16 protein-coding genes and 1 pseudogene are annotated in these 17,064 nt (G+C 68.0%); 3 read left to right on the top strand and 14 right to left on the bottom strand.

Annotated features, from left to right (window positions below):
* Window positions 1-105: 105 nt before the first annotated feature.
* Window positions 106-1,425 (bottom strand): UDP-glucose/GDP-mannose dehydrogenase family protein, encoded by a 1,320-nt coding sequence (locus tag DQ241_RS17725; protein WP_113831537.1) that lies wholly within the window; start codon window positions 1,423-1,425, stop codon window positions 106-108.
* 218 nt (window positions 1,426-1,643) lie between these two features.
* Between DQ241_RS17725 and DQ241_RS20675 the strand changes: the two genes are divergently transcribed.
* The 3 genes from DQ241_RS20675 (at window position 1,644) to DQ241_RS17720 (ending at window position 3,024) form a co-directional block, all read left to right on the top strand.
* Window positions 1,644-1,811 (top strand): hypothetical protein, encoded by a 168-nt coding sequence (locus DQ241_RS20675; protein WP_158545964.1) that lies wholly within the window; start codon window positions 1,644-1,646, stop codon window positions 1,809-1,811.
* Between the two features lie 95 nt (window positions 1,812-1,906).
* Window positions 1,907-2,221, top strand: a complete 315-nt coding sequence (locus DQ241_RS21180; protein WP_233492533.1) for a hypothetical protein — start codon at window positions 1,907-1,909, stop codon at window positions 2,219-2,221.
* A 77-nt stretch (window positions 2,222-2,298) separates the two neighbouring features.
* A complete protein-coding gene (locus DQ241_RS17720) occupies window positions 2,299-3,024 on the top strand; it encodes an LCP family protein (protein WP_233492532.1) in 726 nt (241 codons plus the stop codon).
* A gap of 264 nt (window positions 3,025-3,288) precedes the next feature.
* On the opposite strand, the pseudogene DQ241_RS21485 reads toward DQ241_RS17720, so the two are convergent.
* The 13 genes and pseudogenes from DQ241_RS21485 to DQ241_RS17655 all read right to left on the bottom strand — a co-directional run.
* A pseudogene (locus DQ241_RS21485) lies at window positions 3,289-3,627 on the bottom strand (hypothetical protein); the annotation flags it as partial.
* A 17-nt stretch (window positions 3,628-3,644) separates the two neighbouring features.
* Complete coding sequence (locus DQ241_RS17710) at window positions 3,645-5,015, bottom strand: sugar transferase (protein WP_233492531.1); 1,371 nt, start codon at window positions 5,013-5,015, stop codon at window positions 3,645-3,647.
* Window positions 5,016-5,371: 356 nt separating this feature from the next.
* Complete coding sequence (locus DQ241_RS17705; protein ID WP_113831534.1) at window positions 5,372-5,971, bottom strand: haloacid dehalogenase-like hydrolase; 600 nt, start codon at window positions 5,969-5,971, stop codon at window positions 5,372-5,374.
* Window positions 5,955-6,551: a phosphoribosyltransferase family protein gene (locus DQ241_RS17700; protein WP_147252399.1), complete on the bottom strand. Its 597-nt coding sequence runs from the start codon at window positions 6,549-6,551 to the stop codon at window positions 5,955-5,957. The genes DQ241_RS17705 and DQ241_RS17700 overlap by 17 nt, the downstream gene beginning before the upstream one ends.
* An 88-nt stretch (window positions 6,552-6,639) precedes the next feature.
* The gene (locus DQ241_RS17695) at window positions 6,640-7,149 is read right to left on the bottom strand and encodes a hypothetical protein (RefSeq protein WP_113831533.1); all 510 of its coding nucleotides are present in this window, start codon (window positions 7,147-7,149) and stop codon (window positions 6,640-6,642) included.
* Complete coding sequence (locus tag DQ241_RS17690) at window positions 7,146-7,634, bottom strand: hypothetical protein (RefSeq protein WP_113831532.1); 489 nt, start codon at window positions 7,632-7,634, stop codon at window positions 7,146-7,148. Before DQ241_RS17690 ends, DQ241_RS17695 begins: the two co-directional genes overlap by 4 nt.
* A 40-nt stretch (window positions 7,635-7,674) precedes the next feature.
* Complete coding sequence (locus DQ241_RS17685) at window positions 7,675-9,138, bottom strand: hypothetical protein (protein WP_113831531.1); 1,464 nt, start codon at window positions 9,136-9,138, stop codon at window positions 7,675-7,677.
* 53 nt (window positions 9,139-9,191) lie between these two features.
* Entirely contained in the window at window positions 9,192-10,892 is a 1,701-nt protein-coding gene (murJ, locus tag DQ241_RS17680; RefSeq protein ID WP_113831530.1) for a murein biosynthesis integral membrane protein MurJ, read from the bottom strand.
* Window positions 10,882-11,766 (bottom strand): hypothetical protein, encoded by an 885-nt coding sequence (locus tag DQ241_RS17675; RefSeq protein WP_113831529.1) that lies wholly within the window; start codon window positions 11,764-11,766, stop codon window positions 10,882-10,884. The genes murJ and DQ241_RS17675 overlap by 11 nt, the downstream gene beginning before the upstream one ends.
* A gap of 105 nt (window positions 11,767-11,871) precedes the next feature.
* Entirely contained in the window at window positions 11,872-12,786 is a 915-nt protein-coding gene (locus DQ241_RS17670) for an aldo/keto reductase (RefSeq protein ID WP_113831528.1), read from the bottom strand.
* Window positions 12,787-12,793: 7 nt separating this feature from the next.
* Window positions 12,794-14,275, bottom strand: coding sequence for an FAD-dependent oxidoreductase (locus DQ241_RS17665; protein ID WP_158545963.1), 1,482 nt, complete (start codon window positions 14,273-14,275; stop codon window positions 12,794-12,796).
* A gap of 113 nt (window positions 14,276-14,388) precedes the next feature.
* Complete coding sequence (locus DQ241_RS17660) at window positions 14,389-15,594, bottom strand: glycoside hydrolase family 5 protein (protein WP_113831526.1); 1,206 nt, start codon at window positions 15,592-15,594, stop codon at window positions 14,389-14,391.
* A gap of 274 nt (window positions 15,595-15,868) precedes the next feature.
* A protein-coding gene (locus DQ241_RS17655; RefSeq protein WP_113831465.1) for an IS3 family transposase occupies window positions 15,869-17,037 on the bottom strand; the annotation gives its coding sequence in 2 pieces (ribosomal slippage) (window positions 15,869-16,740 and window positions 16,740-17,037; 1,170 coding nt in all).
* Between the last annotated feature and the right edge of the window lie 27 nt (window positions 17,038-17,064).

The following is a 17,064-nucleotide window of genomic DNA, read 5'->3' as shown; positions in this document are numbered from 1 at the left end:
CATCACGTCCACTGGTTCCGCTGGGCCAGGGAGGACCTGCTCGGGAACGCAGGCATCTACTCGTGCCGCTGCGGGCAGGCGCGGCCGGGGCTCTGAGCTCCCTGCTCAGCCGGCGCGGCGGCCCAGGGCCCGGTAGGTCCAGCCTGCCTCGGTCCACGCGGTGCGCGAGAGCGCGTTGCGGCCGTCGAGCACCCGCTTCTGGGCGACGTGTTTGCCGAACTCGACCGGGTCGAGCGCCCGGTACTGCTTCCACTCGGTGAGCACCAGAACGGCGTCGGCCCGCTCGGCGGCTTCTTCGGGAGTCTCGGCGAAGTCGAGGTGCGGCCACTCGCGGCGGCTGTTCTCGATCGCCGCCGGGTCGGTGACGCGGACGACGGCGCCCTGCAGCTGCAGCTGCGCGGCGACGTTGAGCGCCGGGGAGTCGCGGATGTCGTCGCTATCGGGCTTGAACGCCGCCCCCAGGACGGCGACCCGCTTGCCCAGCAGCGACCCGTCGCAGACCTCCCGGGCCAGCTCCACCATCCGGATCCGGCGGCGCATGTTGATGTTGTCCACCTCGCGCAGGAACGTCAGCGCCTGGTCAGCCCCCAGCTCCCCGGCCCGCGCCATGAATGCGCGGATGTCCTTGGGTAGGCAGCCGCCGCCGAAGCCGAGCCCGGCGTTGAGGAACTTCCGGCCAATGCGATCGTCGTAGCCGATCGCGTCGGCGAGCTGCTTCACGTCCGCGCCCGTCGCCTCGCACAGCTCGGCCATCGCGTTGATGAAGGAGATCTTCGTGGCGAGGAAGGAGTTGGCGGCCGTCTTGACCATCTCGGCCGTGGCGTAGTCGGTGACCACCTTCGGCACTCCGCGTCCGACGATCCGGGCGTAGACCTCATCGAGGACCCCGGTGATCCGCTCTCCGTCCGCACCGTCGGGGACGCCGTAGACGAGACGGTCGGGGTAGAGGGTGTCGCGCACCGCGAATCCTTCGCGGAGGAACTCGGGGTTCCAGGCGACGAGCGTGCCCGGGACCTTCTCCCCGAACATCTGCGACAGCCCGGCCGCCGTTCCCACCGGGACGGTCGACTTCCCCACGACGAGGTCGCCGGGCTCGACGACCTCGAGCAGCGACTCGGCGGCCGCCTGGACGAAGCGGAGATCCGCGGCGTACTCGCCGTGCTTCTGCGGGGTTCCCACGCAGACGAAGTGGACCCGCGCACCTGCAGCGTCGGCCACATCGGTGCTGAAGGTCAGCCGGCCCGAAATCAGGCTCTGCGCGAGCAGCTCCTGGAAGTCGGGCTCGTAGAAGGGCGCCCGGCCGTCGCACAGGGCCCGGACCTTCCGGTCGTCGACGTCGATGCCGACGACCTCGTGCCCCAGCTCCACCAGCGAGGCCGCGTGCACGGCTCCGAGGTAGCCGCAGCCGATGACGGAGATCCGCATGTCACCCTCCGGGCACTCGGCACCACTTCGCCCTCGAAGTGGATCACGCACAGCGTGGTCGCGCCTCCGGAAGCCTCCTCCGGCGTGCGATGTAGCGGACCGGTTTCTGTAGCGCCACTCTGCGGCACATCCGGCATGTCAGAGCGCCCGGACGAGTTCGTCACTTTCTGCCCGCGTCGGATCACTGAGGATCACGACACGACCCGTAGGAAGGGATCATGACTTGGTTGCTGATCACCGGACTGATCTGGGCTGTGCTCGCCGTCGGTCTCGCGGTGGTCGTGAGCAGGGGGATCCGCTTGGCTGACGCGGCCGACCGGCCGGCAGCCTGGACGTCGGATGTGGAGCGCTACTTGCGCGACCAGGCTCCCGCCCCACTCTGCTGAGGCGCCTGCTGACGTCTCCGCCGCCGGGGTGACGATCACCGTCGCCCGCCTGGCCTCCCCGTACCCTCGGCCCGGATGTTCGGCAGACGGGGGTCGTGGTGAACACCGACGAGCGCGCAGGCACGCAGCAGGGCACCGAGGGCTACCGCCCGCTCCTCGCCGATGACGAGGGTTCCCCCTTCTCGGACGACGAGACACCGCGCGACAACCGGCGACGGCTGCGCCGGGTCCTCGCCGGTCTCGGCGTGCTCACCCTCGTGCTGGCCCTCGCCGTCGGTGGCGGGCTCTGGTACCTGACCGAGCGCTACGTCGGCAACGTCGACCGGGTCGCCGACGTCTTCGACGGGCTGGACGAGGACGTCCGGCCCGTCCCGACCACGCCTGCCCAGGCCGCCGCAACGACCCGGTGACCTTTCTGCTCGTCGGCTCGGACACTCGCGTCGCTGCCGGAGAAGGAGAAGACCGGGGCGGACGGTCGGACGCGATCATGATCGCCCGGTTCACCGGCGACCGGCAGCACGCGCAGCTGATCTCGATCCCCCGCGACTCGTGGGTCGACATCCCCGGCCACGGCATGAACAAGATCAATGCTGCCTACGCCTTCGGCGGGCCGACGCTGCTCATCCAGACTGTCGAGCAGCTCACCCAGGTGCGCATCGACCACTACATGGCCATCGACTTCGACGGTTTGATCCAGATGACCGATGACCTGGGCGGCGTCGACGTCGTCGTCGCCGAGACCACGCAGAACGGGCCGTACACCTCCAAGGCCGGCATCAACCATCTGAACGGCGAGCAGGCCCGCTGGTACTTCGGCCAGCGATACGACTTGCCGGGCGGTGACTTCGACCGGGTCAAGCGGCAGCAGCAGTATCTCAAGGCGATGTTCGGCAAACTGTTCAGCTCGAACACCTTCAGCAACCCCGGCCGGCTGGACTCGACGCTGCGGGCCGTCACGGACGCGGTCACGGTGGACGACTCCCTGAGCAACACCGATCTGCTCGGGCTGGCCGTCTCGATGCGCAACGTGCGGCCGAGCGAGGTGGAGTACTTCCCGGCCCCCGTGCTCGGCACCGGCCGGGAGGGTGCGTCCAGCGTCGTCTACCTGGACGCGACCGCCGGCGAGCGGATGTGGGAGTACCTGCGCAACGACTCGCTGACGCAGAACGCCGAGCAGTTCGGCGACCAGGCGCTTCCCGACGTCCCTCGCTGAGCGGACCTCAGCTCACGGTCGCGGCGAGCCGCTGGAGCAGGGGGATCAGCGACGTCGTGATCAGCTCGCCGACCTCCTCGTGCACCTCCAACGGCTCGCCGATGGGGTCGCGGATGTCGTCGTCCACACCGCCTTGCCGTTGCGACCGAGCGGCGGCCAGGTCGGCGACCAGCCGGCGCATGTTCTCGGCGCCCGGGCCCGGTGGCCGCTCGGGGACGGACGCCAGCAGGTCGGCCGCCTCCGCAGGGTGAAGGTGCGCTGCAGAGCCCGGAGAGGGCGCTCGAGCACCTGCCGGCGGTGGGCGCGGGTCATGGTGAGCATCAGGTCGGTGCTGCCGGCGATCGGCTCGTCGAGCGGACGGGCACGGAAGTCGCCGGCCTCGGCGCCGTAGCCCTTGAGCACCACCGCGGTGTCCTCGTGCATCGGCGCGTTCACCACCGCGCGGCAGCCGGCACTCGCGACGCGAACCGTCGCCGCCCGCTTCCCCATCAGCTCCTGCAGGACGGCCCGGGTCAGGCGCTCGGCGAAGGCAGAGGGGCAGATGCTGCCCGTGCAGACGCACAGGAGGGTGAACGCCGACGACGTCGGCTCAGGACTTGCCATCGGCAGGCATGGTGCCGTCAGTAGGCACCCGAGCCTCGGAGCACAGCCCCCAGCGTCTTCCACAGGATCATGAAATCGAAGGTCAGGGACCAGTTCTCGACGTAGCGGACGTCGATGCGCACGGAGTCGTCCCAGGACAGGTCCGACCGCCCGCTCACCTGCCACAGGCCGGTGAGCCCCGGCTTCACCAGGAAACGCCGGTGCATGTCGAACCCATAGCGTTCGACCTCCGTAGGCAACGGCGGCCGCGGCCCCACGAGCGACATCTCGCCGCGCAGCACGTTGATCAGCTGGGGAAGTTCATCGAGTGAGTAGCGCCGGAGAACCTTGCCGACACGCGTGACGCGCGGGTCGGCTTTCATCTTGAAGAGGACTTCGTTCCCCTCGCTCTCGGCGACCAGAGAGCCGACCATGCGATCGGCGTCGACCACCATGCTGCGGAACTTCAGCATCGAGAACGTCCGGCCGTCGCGCCCGACACGCTCCTGCTTGTAAAGCACCGGGCCTCGGCTGGTGCTCTTGACCGCGACGGCCAAGCCGAGGAGAACGGGCATCAGCAGGAGAATTCCCGCGAATGCAGCCGAACGATCGAAGAGTTCCTTCGTCAGCCGGCGTACACCGGTCAATTCCGGCCGCTCCATGTGCAGCAAGGGCAGGCCGCACACTGGACGGATGCTGACCCGTGAGCCGACGACATCCGTCACAGCGGGGGCAAGAAGCAACTCCGCACGCGTTTTCTCGAGGTCCCAACCGAGCCGCCGAAGCGTGGGCCCGTCCAACTCGGGACATGGCATCACAGCCACAGCGTCGACCTGGTGCTCGCGAACCATGGCAGCCACATCGTCGAGGGATCCGAGCACCGGGATGCCATCGAACGCCTCCGCGTTGTCCAGGGCATGGCCATCCGGCAAGCAGCAGCCAACGACCCGATAGCCGTGATGCGCTTCTCGATCGATCTGCTCCCGGAGCGCGGCGACGGCGCTTCGGTGTCCCACGATCATCATCGTCTGCTGGAAATTGCCACGCCGACGCCCTGCATGCAGCAATCGCCGCTGCCCATAGCGCTGGAGCAGGGTGAGCAACGCCGCGAGCGGAACGGCGACCACGACAAAACCACGGGCCAACTCGAGCTTGAACGCCCACGAGATGGTTCCCAACGCAGCGAGCAACATCGCCGCGGCGTTGAAGACACGCCGGAACTCCTCGGGGCCCAACCAGAGGTACCGCTGCTCGTAGGCGCGACTGACGAGCATGGCCGCACCCCACACCAAAGGGAGCAGGAGAACGGGCAGGAGGGAGGTCCTGACCGGGGTTCCAGCATTCGCTCCGAAGCGGATGAGGTAGGCCGCCAAGCCGGCTACGACCGCACAGAGGATGTCGGCCACCATGAGACTCTTGACGTAGGCCTTCCGCCAACCGCGGTGTGTGCCCGCCCCCTCCCCATGCGCCTCGCTCTCGGACGAGCGCACCGACGGCTCAGCACGTGAAGTACGGCTGCTGACCAGGTCTATCCCGAACATGGCGATCCCTACCCTCCCCGTGGCCGCCCTGCAGGTGACTCACCGTAACTTTGGTGACGAAGCGATCGAGGCAGCGGGCTGACCGTACCGGAACCTATGCACCGCGGAAGAGGTTCCGGGCTGTCGGATAACTACTTTCTGTGACGACAGGCCCAGACTCAAGCGTGCCTGTAACGAGACTCACTGACCTCGTCGGGATCGGACTCCAAGCAGCCGGTCGTGAGCTACGCCCGCACCGGACCGACGTAGGGATTCACCGCTCCAGCCTCGTCCACGATCAGAGGCTCGACGGCCAATGCCAGCAGCGGACCGTCCAACCGGGGATCGTCGGTGATCGCACACTGCAGCGGCCCGGTCAGCACCTGCTTCAGGCAATCCGCCTTTCGGGCATGCACGTTCTCCACGTACTCCCCGGCACGGTGATCGCTGGCCTGCACCAGGGTGAATCCAACCTGGGCGCCGATCAGATCGGCATAGATGCTCGGTGCCGCAGTGACCAGCACGGTATCGCCCCGCCAGCTCCTCACCAGGCGGTGCACGTCGGCATTGAGGTGCGACTGCACCATGCCGTCCGCCCATTCCGCGACGGCGGTGAGCGCCAGGCGACGGCCGACGCCATGAACGGTGGCCTTGAATGCCACGTGCGAACCACGCAGCAACTTTCGCTTGATGACGGCGGAGACGAGCGTCGTCCACGCCACAACGTCCCGCTCGACGAGCGACTGCCGGAGAGCGAAACGCACGAACGCGGGGAAGGTGTTGACGCGCAGCAGAGTCTCGTCCAGATCGCACGCGAGCACCGGAACCTCAGGGCCGCTCAGCATCGAAGCTCCAAGGCATGCGGAGTAGGCAGCGACCGTAGAGGCAGTAATCCGGCTGAACGGGCGGTCGCCGCCATGTAGAGGCGAGAACCGCGGTCCGGATCTCCGCCGCCGGTTCGGCCAGCTCTACCGCGCGCTTGACGACGGATAGCGTGCGACCGGAATCGATGGTGTCGTCGACGATGAGAACGCGCCGGGCCCCGGTGGCGGCATCCTGCAATGCGGACGTTGCGAGCAACGCGCGGGCCCCCGACTCCACCGACGAACCCTGGCTGCGCAGCGTTGCCTCACGCATCTCGACCTCGGCCCAACGAAGAAGGTCCACCACACCGCGCGGCAATCTGCTGAAAAGGCGGCCGAGGGACATCCGAGACTTCAGCTTGGTGGCAGGGCGCTGGACACGGACTCCCACGAGTTGCGGCGAACCCAATCCATCGACCATGGCCTCCGCTACACGGGCCCCACCGGTCTCGATGCCGACGACGAGATCCGGCTCAAATTGCGCTACGGCCTCGGCCATCTCCGCACAGGCTGCCGCGAAATCGGTTGCATAGAGGTCTCGCAGCGGAGGCCGTCGGGTCACCGCACGAGGATAGCCGGGACGAGTTCGACGACTGACCTAGGAGGGCAGACGTCCCCCGCACGGAGGACGGCGGAACGGCGCCACCGGATCAACGTTGCTCGCGGACGCGAACGCCTTCGGACTCCAGCCACTCCTCGATGATCCGCGGCGCGTTGGTCGGCGCCACGGTCCATCGTTGGGGCGGCGCCTCGAGCTGGGATGCGATGGCGGGACCGAGCTCTGTCAAAGAGACGCATGCGAAGCCGTACATCTCGGCGAGGCGGAGCGCCACGGGCCACTGATCGTTGGGCGCTTCCTGCCGCCCGTGCCGGCCGACTCCGAGCGAGCGAGGAGCGACCACCAGCCGCTGCGCGTGGCGCAAGCCGTCCCCGATGCTGCCGAGTCCGCCGTGGATCACGGCGACATCCGCCGACTTCATCCGCTCCAGGATGGCCGCGTGCGGCAGAAACCGATCATGGGACAGAGCGCTGGGCTCGTAGGACCCGTTACCGATCTGCGCCCAGCCGGTCAGCCCATGCGTCTGGGCGGCATCATCGACGGCACGGACGAGGTCGTCCCACCCGTAAGGAGTGGTGCCCACCACGAGGCAGAGATTCACAGCAGCGGTGCCTCCAATCGGACGGAGCGCGGGTAGATCTGCGACTGCTCGGGCCACTGCACCAGCATGAGATCGGCGAAACGATGGCACAGCCGTCCGGCAAGGGTGGGGCCGAGAGTTCCGGCGCTCTCGATGAAGACCGTCCGGCGTCGGAAGACGGTTCTGCCGATGACCATGCTGGCCACCGCGGCATCCGCCCCACTGGTGATGATGACGCAGGGCCGGAAGCGCAAGATGTGGACGAGGGACTGGAACGCATTGACCATCAGGCGCCCGGCCCGCCTTCGTGGGTGCATCACCGCGACCGTCCTCTCGGACTGCGGCACCCGCGCGAAAGAAATCCCCTGCAGCGGAGGGAAAGTCGCGCACAGGACCACTTCTGGGCTCAGGTCTTTGATCGCTACTTCCAGTTCCCGCCGGTGTCCGCCGGGGTTGTAGACGAGCATCATCCGGCACGGCGAGCCGGATCTGTGCCAGTGCCTCATCAGTTGGCTCCTCTTCCTCGCCGGCACTGCCGGTCACCCGTTACGCACGTGACTGCGCTCCCGCCGCGTTCACCGATCCACCGACGCCTGGACCAGGGAACGGGGGTGGCGCGCCGGAGCCTGCGGCCGACGTCGCCGTGCGCGAGAACCCGAGATGCCAGTTGACGCACAGCGCGATCATCGGGAACAGCAGGTCGGCGGCACCCCGCATCGTGAGGTGGGGATCCACGACCATCAGGACCACCTCCATCGCCAGGACACCCAGCGCGGCCAGACCCACAGCCCGGAATGCTGGAGTGCCGTCCCTCACGACGCGTTGAGCGACCTTCAGCGCCGACACGGCGAACACGACGAAGGCCGCGGTCAGTGGCAGCCCCCCGTTCCACATCAGCCACGTGTAGCCACTCTCGATCCACACCCACTCACGCCAGACTTCCGGAGCGGGGATGCGAGCCGAGGTGCGGACGCCGAAGAGCCAGTTGACCCCCTCGCCGATCCGCGGCCAGATGAACTCCGAGAGATTCCCGATCCGGCCATCCTCGCCGGTCCATGCGGTCGGAACCCCTCCACCGGTTGGCACCCGGGCGGAGATGACGGGCTGGAGCGCGATCGCCGATGCCGCCCCCAGGACCGCGATACCTGCGACGGCATGGCGCAAGCGGCCCATCGCCCACCCGATGACCAGTCCCGCGACGAGGAGACCCAGCCAACTAGACACCTGTCCGGACGCGACCGCACTGATGCCGAACAGGGCAGCGATCGCCGCCATCGGGAGACGGTGGGCCCGTACATGCGTCAGCCAGCCGAGCGCGAGGGCGAACACCATGACCATGACGTCACCGAACGGGATCGGGGCGCCGATCGTCGAGGACGCACGATTGTTCGCCAGCGCCGCCGGGCCCTCGTCCGTGGCGAAGGGAACGAGGAACGCGAGCACAGGGCCCACGCCCACCGCCTGGAGAACTCCGAGGACCGCGACAGGGACGCACGCCAGGAGGGCGACGAGGATCGCCCGGCGCACCTGCGCTTCGGACCGGATGGTGATCCGGAACAGGAGGTAGAGCGCGCCGTACTTCCACAACGTGAGTGCGAAGAGGATGTCATCAGCGGTGATGTCGACGGCCCGTGCGTACATCCAGAGCAGGCTGGTGACCGAGCTGAAGAGGGCCAGCCCCAGGACTGCCAGGTCCACGACTCGGACGTCGAGGCGGGGGAACCCCGCCAGCGCCCACCGCCGCACCGATCCGAGGACCACGGCGAGGCACAGCAGGCCGAGCAGGGCTTCGTTCAGGCGGATGACCGGGATGAGCATGCCTCGCTGTAAACCGACGATGAGCGGCGTGAGTCCGAGATAGATGTAGCCGGCCCACTCCGGGCGGTGGATCACGAGGACCACCACGGCCGCTGCCCCTGTGGCGGCGCCGGCCATGAGCGGAGAGATCGCGACTGCCGCTCCGCCGCAGGCCGCTGCGGCGAGGACGACGAGCCACCAGTGCACCGGCATGACCGGGCGGAAACGTGCCGGGGCCTGCGGACCGGGTCTGGTCCCGAGTGCTGTCATGGCGCGGATTTACCGATCTCGGGGACAGGGCGCCGGCCGACATGGCTGCGGAACAATTCGAGGTCCGGCGAGCGCGTGATCCATTGGGCGCCGACATAGGTCAGCAGACCGACCAGGGCTGCCGCCAGCAGAGCGATCGAGTCAGAGGCCCAGCCCTCCACCAGTCGGACGATGCCCACCGCGACGACCGCCATGACCGCCGACGCGGCTACCGCCCTGCCCGCGCTGATCGGCAGGTCAAGTCCGCCTCCTGGACGCTCGAAGCCGAGCATCACGAGCAGGATCAGCAGGGCGAGCGCGTCGCTCACGGTGATGATCAGACCGAGCGTCAGGAGCGAGATGCCCTCCGCTGCTGTGAAGTAGTACGCCATCCAGGCAAGCGCCAGCAACGACCTGATGGCTGTGACGACGAACGGCGTGCGGGCGTCCCGGCGCGCGTAGTAGGCGTTCGTGCACAACAGCACTCCGCACTGCGCGAGCGCCCCCAGAGCCAACCCGGTGATGGCACCGCTGAGCAGGGCGATGCCCTCGTCGGTTGCCATGTTGCCGCCGGCCACGGCCCGTGCCATGGGCTCGGCGAGCACGAGGTAGGCCACGACCGCCGGGACCGCCACGAAGAGCGCGAGCCGGCCCGCGTTCCGGAGATGCTCGAAGAATGCGCGCCGGTCGCCTCTGCGATGAGCGCGGGCGAGATCCGGCAACATGCCCTGCGCCAATGGCCTGGCGACGAGGGCCTCGGGCAGGGTGTAGAAGTTGTAGCCCAGCTGGAAGGCCACGACACCACCCGGAATGCTGGATGCCACAACGAGCACGCCGAGTGTCCGGGATGCGGTCATCCCGGCATTGCCGAGTGACGGGATGGCCAGCCTCAGGAGGTGACGCACCTCGGGATCGCGCCAGCGGACCGTCGGCAGAAGTACGGCGCCGGCCCTCCATGCCCCCCACCACTGTGCGGCCGCGTGCAGGGCCACGGCCGACGTCGTCCCGATCCCCAGCCAGAGGATCTGGCGCGTCTCGACCGTTGCGAGGTCCGTTCCGTCAGTGAACGTCACCCCGTAGCCCACGAGGATTCCGATGATCGCGACGTTCTCGACAGCGGGGGCTGCTGCGGTGAAGGCGAAGCGCCCGTACGCGTTCTGGACCGCTGAGGCACAACCGATGACGCCGTAGAGCATCACCTGCGGGATCAGCAACCACAGGAGCAGCGAGCCAGCACTGGTCTGGGCCTCCACGACCGCCTCGTCGGGGATACCCACGGCCAGCATCTGCATGATCCAGGGGGCAGCCAGCGCCACGACGACGGATACGACGAGGAATGCGAGCAGAACGAGCCCGAGAAAGCCACCGGCCAGGCGTTCGACCGACCGGCGGTCACCGAGATCGGCATGCTTGATCAGCGCGGGCACGAGAAGCGACGTGAACAACGCTCCGGTCAGGAGCTCGAAGGTGATGTTCGGCAGCAGGTTCGTCGCCTGGAACAGGTTGCCCATGTACGTGGGGCCGAGGACCGCCGCGATGACGGCGACCTTGAGCAGCCCCGTCAGCCGGCTGAGAAGAGTCCAGACCGCGACCGTGACGCTGTTCCGGATGGGCTCACTGACCGGAGGGTCGCCGCCCTCCGGCGCGAGTGAGGCCGGGAGCGGCTCGGTCGGCGCGACACCGGGTGGTGCCGCTCGGTTGCGGGACTCATCCGTCATGCAGTGTCCGCCTGCGCAAGACGACGGTGAGCAATCCTGCACTCAGCACGATGCCGACGAGCAGACCCGCGGCTGCCGTGCGAAGTGGCTGGGGTCCCACCGCCTCCTCGAGCAGGTAGGGCTCAGCCAGCGGGCGGATGAGGGGGACGGCTTCCACCCGCTGCGCTTCCGTCTCCACTGCCTGCTGCTCGAGGTCGGCGATCCGCTGCTGGAGGACATCGCTGTCCACCCGCAGTTGCCGCGCCAGCTCTACGTCGGCGTCCGCCGCCGACCCGGACAGCTGCAGCAGCCGTCCACGGAGGTCCACCTGTTGCGCCGACAGGCGAGCGATCTCATCGGTCAGGTACTGGGACTGGCCGGCGTCAGCCGCCAGCCCGGTCACCAAGGCCACGTAGTTCTGCGTCAACGTCGAGACCATGCCCAGCGCCGCATTTCGGTCAGAGTCCTCGACGGTGACACGGATGACGTTTCCGCTCTCGACCTGCTCTCTGCTGATCCGTTCCCGCAGCGCCTGGATGTCCTCGTCGAACTCGGCCGCCACCGGCTCGAGGACCGCTCGGCTGTCAAGCATGCTGACGAGCGTGGCTGTCTGCTGCTCCGCGGTGTTGGAACTCTCCGGCACCGCTATGATCAACTCCGACCGGGCCCCGTAAACGGTCGGCTGGCTCGCCGCTACCAGATAGCCGACCAGGGCCGGAACGATCAGCAGGACGGCGACAGCCGCGAGCAGCGGAAGCCGACCTCGCCAAGCCCTCGACCGGCTGGACCAGGATCCGTTGACCACCGAAGGCACGACGGGCTCAGCGTCGCTGGGCGACACGTCGTCCGACTGCTTCCCGTTCAGATCGGCTGATCGGGACGTGCCTGTAGTCACGCGTCCACCCTCGTCGTATCGCGTCGCGAACCATCGACCTTGAAGCGCATCGATCACAGCTTTCCGTGATGACCGGCGCGGACGCGACAGGCGCCCGAGAACAGATCAACGCCCATCGGTCAGGATCCGCCTCGCCCTCGCGACAGCCTCCGCCTCCGGGAGGGCGCCCTCCACGGCCTGCGCCGCGGTCGCGAGGTGTGCCTCACTGGTCGTTCCCACCAGCACGGTGGCCCCCGGGCGAGCCGCCGCCGACAGAAGGACCAGTGCACCCGCCAGGTGCTCGAGCGAGCGGAGGGGCCGATCCAGGAGCTGCTCGAGCGACTCCTGACGTGGCCGGTCGTCCAGCACCGGGGCCAGACGATGCAAATTCATGGAGAGGACCCCGTAGTGCACCCATGCGACGTCACGCCGACTGAAGTAGGTCGACGGCGCCAGCGAATCGGAGGTCTGCACGACGGTCACGAGGTCGTGATTATCCACGTCACTGGCCCGGATCACCTCAGGCGGGCCGGACACTCCGAACCGCCGTACCGCACCACGCTCCACGAGGTTCTCCGCAGCCCGCAGGGCGGCCTCGGACAGGTCCGTCGCAGGGACCTCGTGCAGGAGGAGGCGGTCGATGGCGTCCACGCGCAGCCGCTCGAGGCTCTGCTGAACGCTCGACATCATCGCGTCGGCAGTCACCTCCACGGAGGTGGCGGCCGCCGAGGAACGGTTCTTCGCCACCGCTCGAAGGGCCGGGAAAGTCCGCAGCGCCGCGCGTAGTGGACCTTGGACGTGCGACACCAGGCGCGCACCGCGCCCCGGTGCCAGTCCGACCTTCGTCGTGACGACGACATCGCTGTGCCCCGCGACGAACTTCCCGAGCTCTGTCTCCCCGGCTCCGAGGCCGTACACAGGGGCCACGTCGAAGTGGCGGTACCCCAGTTCGTAGGCGTGATCGAGCAGGCGGCGCCGCTGTCTCGCCGAGGGTTCGCGCATCAACGTGGCGACACCCATACCGAGTGGCAGTGCGGTCATCCGATCATCACCGGTCCTTCATCGCCGCTGTCGCCCGGAGGGCAAGGGCGGCCGCCGTCATCGTGGGATTGGCGACGCCTCCGCTGGGGAAGACGCTCGCGCCTGTCACCAGGATGTTCGGAGCGCCGTGCACGGTGAGATCCTCCGTGACGACGCCCTCGTCCTCCAGGGCAGCCATGCGTGTTCCACCCATCATGTGATAGGTGTCCCGGAACTCGGGGTCCGCTGGGCGCGCCACCAGGTCGAGACCGAGCTCATCCAGATCCAACGAATCCAAGAACGAGGCCCCGAACTGCTGGAAGGCTTCCATCTCCTCTTTCCCGATGTCCCAGCTCACGTGCAGCCTGCGGTCACCACCGTCCGAAACCCACCGGACGGACGAGTCGAAGCGGGGTGGTTGCTCCATCTCGACCTGCAGATGCACGAGGGCATTACCTGGTACGGGGCGACGTCGAAGCACCGCTGCGCAGTAGCCGCCGAACGCGAGCTCTCGAGGAGCGCGGCGGAACAGTTGCACGGCATCGACACCGCTCAGGCGAGGAACTCCGCGCTGAGCACTGCGCAGCGCTTCGCGCAGGATCGCGTACGAACTCGCCTTCGGGAGCTCGACGTCCCAGTGGGCGAAGGCGCTGAGCAGCCTGTTCTTCTCGGCATAACCCGGACGCATGACGAAGCGAGGGGTGAGAAGACTGGTGCCGGAGTACCGCGCGCCCATGGCTCGCACGAAGCGGACCGGGTCTTTGACGGTGAGCGTCGCGTAGCGACCGGATACGTGGTCCATGAACCCACGCCCCAGCCACGGGGACGCGGAGGCCTGCGATTCCTGCAGCAGGCCGATGTTGCCTAGCGTCCCGGCAGCCAGCACTACGTGGCGGCACTCGACACTGGACCTGTCGGCGCCAGCGCCCTCCAGCAGGACGATGGCTCGGTCGGCTCCATGGGTCTCGATCCGCGTCGCGATGCGGTCGGCGAGAACCGTCACGCGCCCCGAGGCGGCCAGCTCTCGCCGCAGATGTCGGTAGAAGTTCCGCTTCCGCCACGGCAGCCAGGCAGAGTACTTCGTGTAGACCGAATCTTCTGCGTCCGAGGGCTCGAGCACCGGGGTGGACAGCAGCTCACGCCTGATCCGCGCGCTGGCACCGACGACGCGGAGGAAGGTCTCGTACGGTTCCTGTAGGTCCTTGCGCGTGACCGGCCAGCGAGGCGCATGCACGTCGAGGTAGGGGCGCTCCTCGAACTCGTAGTCCTCCCAGGCCCACAGTTGCCCGCCCCACAGCTGGGTCGTGCCGCCGAGCCCCGTCGTCCAACCGTTCGAGACCCCGTCGTGGCGAGCCTTGTCGAAGATGACGCCCGACATCACGCGGTTCCGCAGACCCCCATGAGCCGTTCCGGCCTCGACCAGAGCCACGTCCATACCGGCGTCTGCGAGTTGTTTAGCGACGACGAGCCCCACGGCTCCGGCGCCAACCACCGCAACATCCCGATACATGAAGTCCATTCTGCTGAGATCAACGAGCGGGCACCTCGGTCCCGCCGCCCCAAGCTAGCAGGCAAGCAGTACGAGATGTCCGGGGAAAGCACGCGCTGTCACCCGAACATGACTCATCGCTCGCGGGACAGGTGCTCCTCGGCCTCGATCACGTCCGTCTGCGACTGCGGCTCCAGGAAAGCCCGGTTGTACGCGTCCTGGTTGTACATACCGCCGTCCGAGGACAGCCACTCCCCGGCCGCCCAGTACGTGGCCCCCACCTCTGCGTCGTTCAGTACGTCATAGGCGACGTCGCCGAGAGCGTTCCACGCCTCGGCCTCTGGCCCGCTCGGCCAGCCGATCTCCCCGACGAACCCGCGTTCCCCGTGTTCAGCGAGCCAGTCGGTGAAGTTGTCCACCTCGTCCCTGATACGGGAGGGCAGGTCGGGCCACCCCTGTGCGATCGCCTGCGCTTCGGTGCTGGCGTAGGTCTCCTGGTAGGTGCCCGACCTGTTCGCATCGAAGTAGATGTGTGCTTCGTAGACGACATTGTCGGAGGGGTCGTCGATCCACGGCTCCCCGTTGATGTCGGCCCAGCCCCAAGCGCCACCCCACTCGTCGCCGGCGACGAAAACCGATCGCGTGTCACCTGTCCTCCGGATGGCATCGACAGCGGCCTGGCTGAACTCCTTCCACACCGAAGTCTGGCCGGCAGGAGCGTCCGGGAGGCCCCACGGTTCGTTCATCAGCCCGAAGCCCGTGACCGCCGGCTGATCAGCGAACGCGGCGGCCAGCTTGCCCCACGCGTCGGCGAAATCGTTGGTAGTAATCCCGGCCCCGAACATCACCTGCGTGTCGTTCTCCAGCCAGTAGCGCGCGTAGTTCTTCATGTCCAGCAGCACGAGCAGACCTGCGTCCGCCGCCCGCTGCACCGCTGCCTCGAGTTCGGCGAGCCCCTCCGGGTCCAACTCGCCGCCCAGCTCGGGCTGCACCCGCTCCCACAGGAAGTCGAGGCGCACGATGCGGTGCCCTCTCGAGTACAGGAAGTCGTAGAACTCCTGGCCGTTCCAGTGATAGTCGGTGTCGACGACGCCCGGGATGCGGGTCGGGTCGTGCTGCGATCCGCCTCCGCCCTGGGTGTTGACCCCGCGCAGGTAGACGTAGTCCGCCGCGCAGGTCGGGAGACGGTCGGCCTGCACCGGCTCGGCACACGGCTGCGCTCTGCCATCGACACCTGCATCCGACGACCCCGTGGAGTCGGACCCGCCGCAACCGGTGACCAGTGCCAACGCGAGCACTGTGGCGACCGCCCCGTGACACAGCTGAACGAGCGAGCGCATGCGACGAGGTTAGGGACTACGCCTTCGACCTGCCTAGTCGGTACCTCGTTGCTGCGAGACCACGGCGGTGGAGGGCCTCCGGGTGTCGCCGGTAGAACTTCACCGTGCTGGCCAGGTGCCGGCGCGCGGCTCGCAGGTTCGAGCCGCTGGCGCGGGCATGAGCATGTGTGCACGTCACAGTGGGGACGTAGAGGATTCGCCACCCCTGCTTGCGCAGTCGAAGGCAGATGTCGGGACTGCCCAGACTTCAGTTGACTCTGATCGGTAGGGGCGGTCAGGCCGCGTGAGCGGTCTGGGTCAGTGTCTCGAACTCGATGGGGGTCATGCGGCCGAGGGCGTCCTGGCGCCGGCGGCGGTGGTAGGTCTTCTCGATCCAGACGACGATCGCTAGGCGTAGCTGCTCGCGGGTGGCCCAGCGCTGGCGGTTGAGGACGTTCTTCTGCAGCAGGCTGAAGAACGACTCCATGGCGGCGTTGTCTGCGCAGGCACCGACCCGGCCCATGGAGCCGCGCAGCTGGGCGTCGCGCAGGGTCCGGACGTAGGCGTGGGAGCGGAACTGGCTGCCGCGGTCGGAATGCACGATCGTGCCGACGCCACCGCGCAGCGCCAGGGCGTTGGCCAGCGCGTTGACCGCCAGGTCGGAGGTCATCCGGGCGCCGATGGAGTAGCCGACGATCCGCTTGGAGCAGGCGTCCTTGATCGCGCAGAGGTAGAGTTTGCCCTCGGCGGTGGGGTGCTCGGTGATGTCGGTAAGCCACAGCTCGTTGGGCGCTTCGGCGGTGAAGTCGCGCTCGACCAGGTCGTCGTGCACCGGCGGGCCGGGCTTGCGGTTCAGGCCGCGCTTGCGCGAGTGCACCGACCACAGCCGCTGCGACGAGCACAGCCTGTTGACCCGGTTGCGCGAGGCCCGCAGGCCCTGATCGGCGAGCTCGTCGGCGATGAACCGGTAGCCGAACTCCGGGTCGTCGTGGTGGATGTCGATCGCGGCGTTGATCAGGTGCGCGTCGTCCCAGTCGCGCTGGCTGACCGGATTGGCCCGCCACTTGAAGAAGGCTTGCTTGGAGAACCCGAGCACCCGGCAGGTCACCGCGACGGGGATCTTCTCGGCGGCGAGGTCTTGGACCAGCGGGTACATCATTTTGGGAGCACGTCGCGGGCGAAGTACGCGGTCGCCCGGCGCAGGATTTCGTTCTCCTGCTCGAGCTGCTTGGCCCGCTTGCGCAGCTCGCGGTTCTCCGCCTCCAAGTCGACGCCGGCGCTCGAAGCGGCCGTCGAGGACGTCTCAGTGGCAAGGCCGTCCTCGCGGTCGGCGATCTTCAGCCAGCGTTGCAGGCAGGACTCAGAGACCCCGAAGCTCCGGGCTACTTGCGCGATCGACTGGTCGCCCTGCCGGGCCACTGCGATCACGTCCCGCCGGAACTCCTTGGGGAACGGCTTGGGCACGATGCTGATCCTTCCAGCGAGGCCGCA

Source organism: Blastococcus sp. TF02A-30 (assembly GCF_003319185.1).
Taxonomy (GTDB): Bacteria; Actinomycetota; Actinomycetes; order Mycobacteriales; family Geodermatophilaceae; genus Blastococcus.
This window is presented reverse-complemented; position numbering and strand designations above follow the sequence as displayed.

Bases quoted from the DNA above. Each gene is read 5' to 3' on its own strand.
- DQ241_RS17705 (WP_113831534.1), bottom strand. From the start codon at position 5,971: ATGCTGAGCGGCCCTGAGGTTCCGGTGCTCGCGTGCGATCTGGACGAG.
- DQ241_RS20675 (WP_158545964.1), top strand. From the start codon at position 1,644: ATGACTTGGTTGCTGATCACCGGACTGATCTGGGCTGTGCTCGCCGTC.
- DQ241_RS17690 (WP_113831532.1), bottom strand. From the start codon at position 7,634: ATGAGGCACTGGCACAGATCCGGCTCGCCGTGCCGGATGATGCTCGTC.
- DQ241_RS17665 (WP_158545963.1), bottom strand. From the start codon at position 14,275: ATGTATCGGGATGTTGCGGTGGTTGGCGCCGGAGCCGTGGGGCTCGTC.
- DQ241_RS17670 (WP_113831528.1), bottom strand. From the start codon at position 12,786: ATGACCGCACTGCCACTCGGTATGGGTGTCGCCACGTTGATGCGCGAA.
- DQ241_RS17720 (WP_233492532.1), top strand. From the start codon at position 2,299: ATGATCGCCCGGTTCACCGGCGACCGGCAGCACGCGCAGCTGATCTCG.
- DQ241_RS17725 (WP_113831537.1), bottom strand. From the start codon at position 1,425: ATGCGGATCTCCGTCATCGGCTGCGGCTACCTCGGAGCCGTGCACGCG.
- DQ241_RS17710 (WP_233492531.1), bottom strand. From the start codon at position 5,015: ATGGTGGCCGACATCCTCTGTGCGGTCGTAGCCGGCTTGGCGGCCTAC.
- murJ (WP_113831530.1), bottom strand. From the start codon at position 10,892: ATGACGGATGAGTCCCGCAACCGAGCGGCACCACCCGGTGTCGCGCCG.
- DQ241_RS17685 (WP_113831531.1), bottom strand. From the start codon at position 9,138: ATGCCGGTGCACTGGTGGCTCGTCGTCCTCGCCGCAGCGGCCTGCGGC.
- DQ241_RS17660 (WP_113831526.1), bottom strand. From the start codon at position 15,594: ATGCGCTCGCTCGTTCAGCTGTGTCACGGGGCGGTCGCCACAGTGCTC.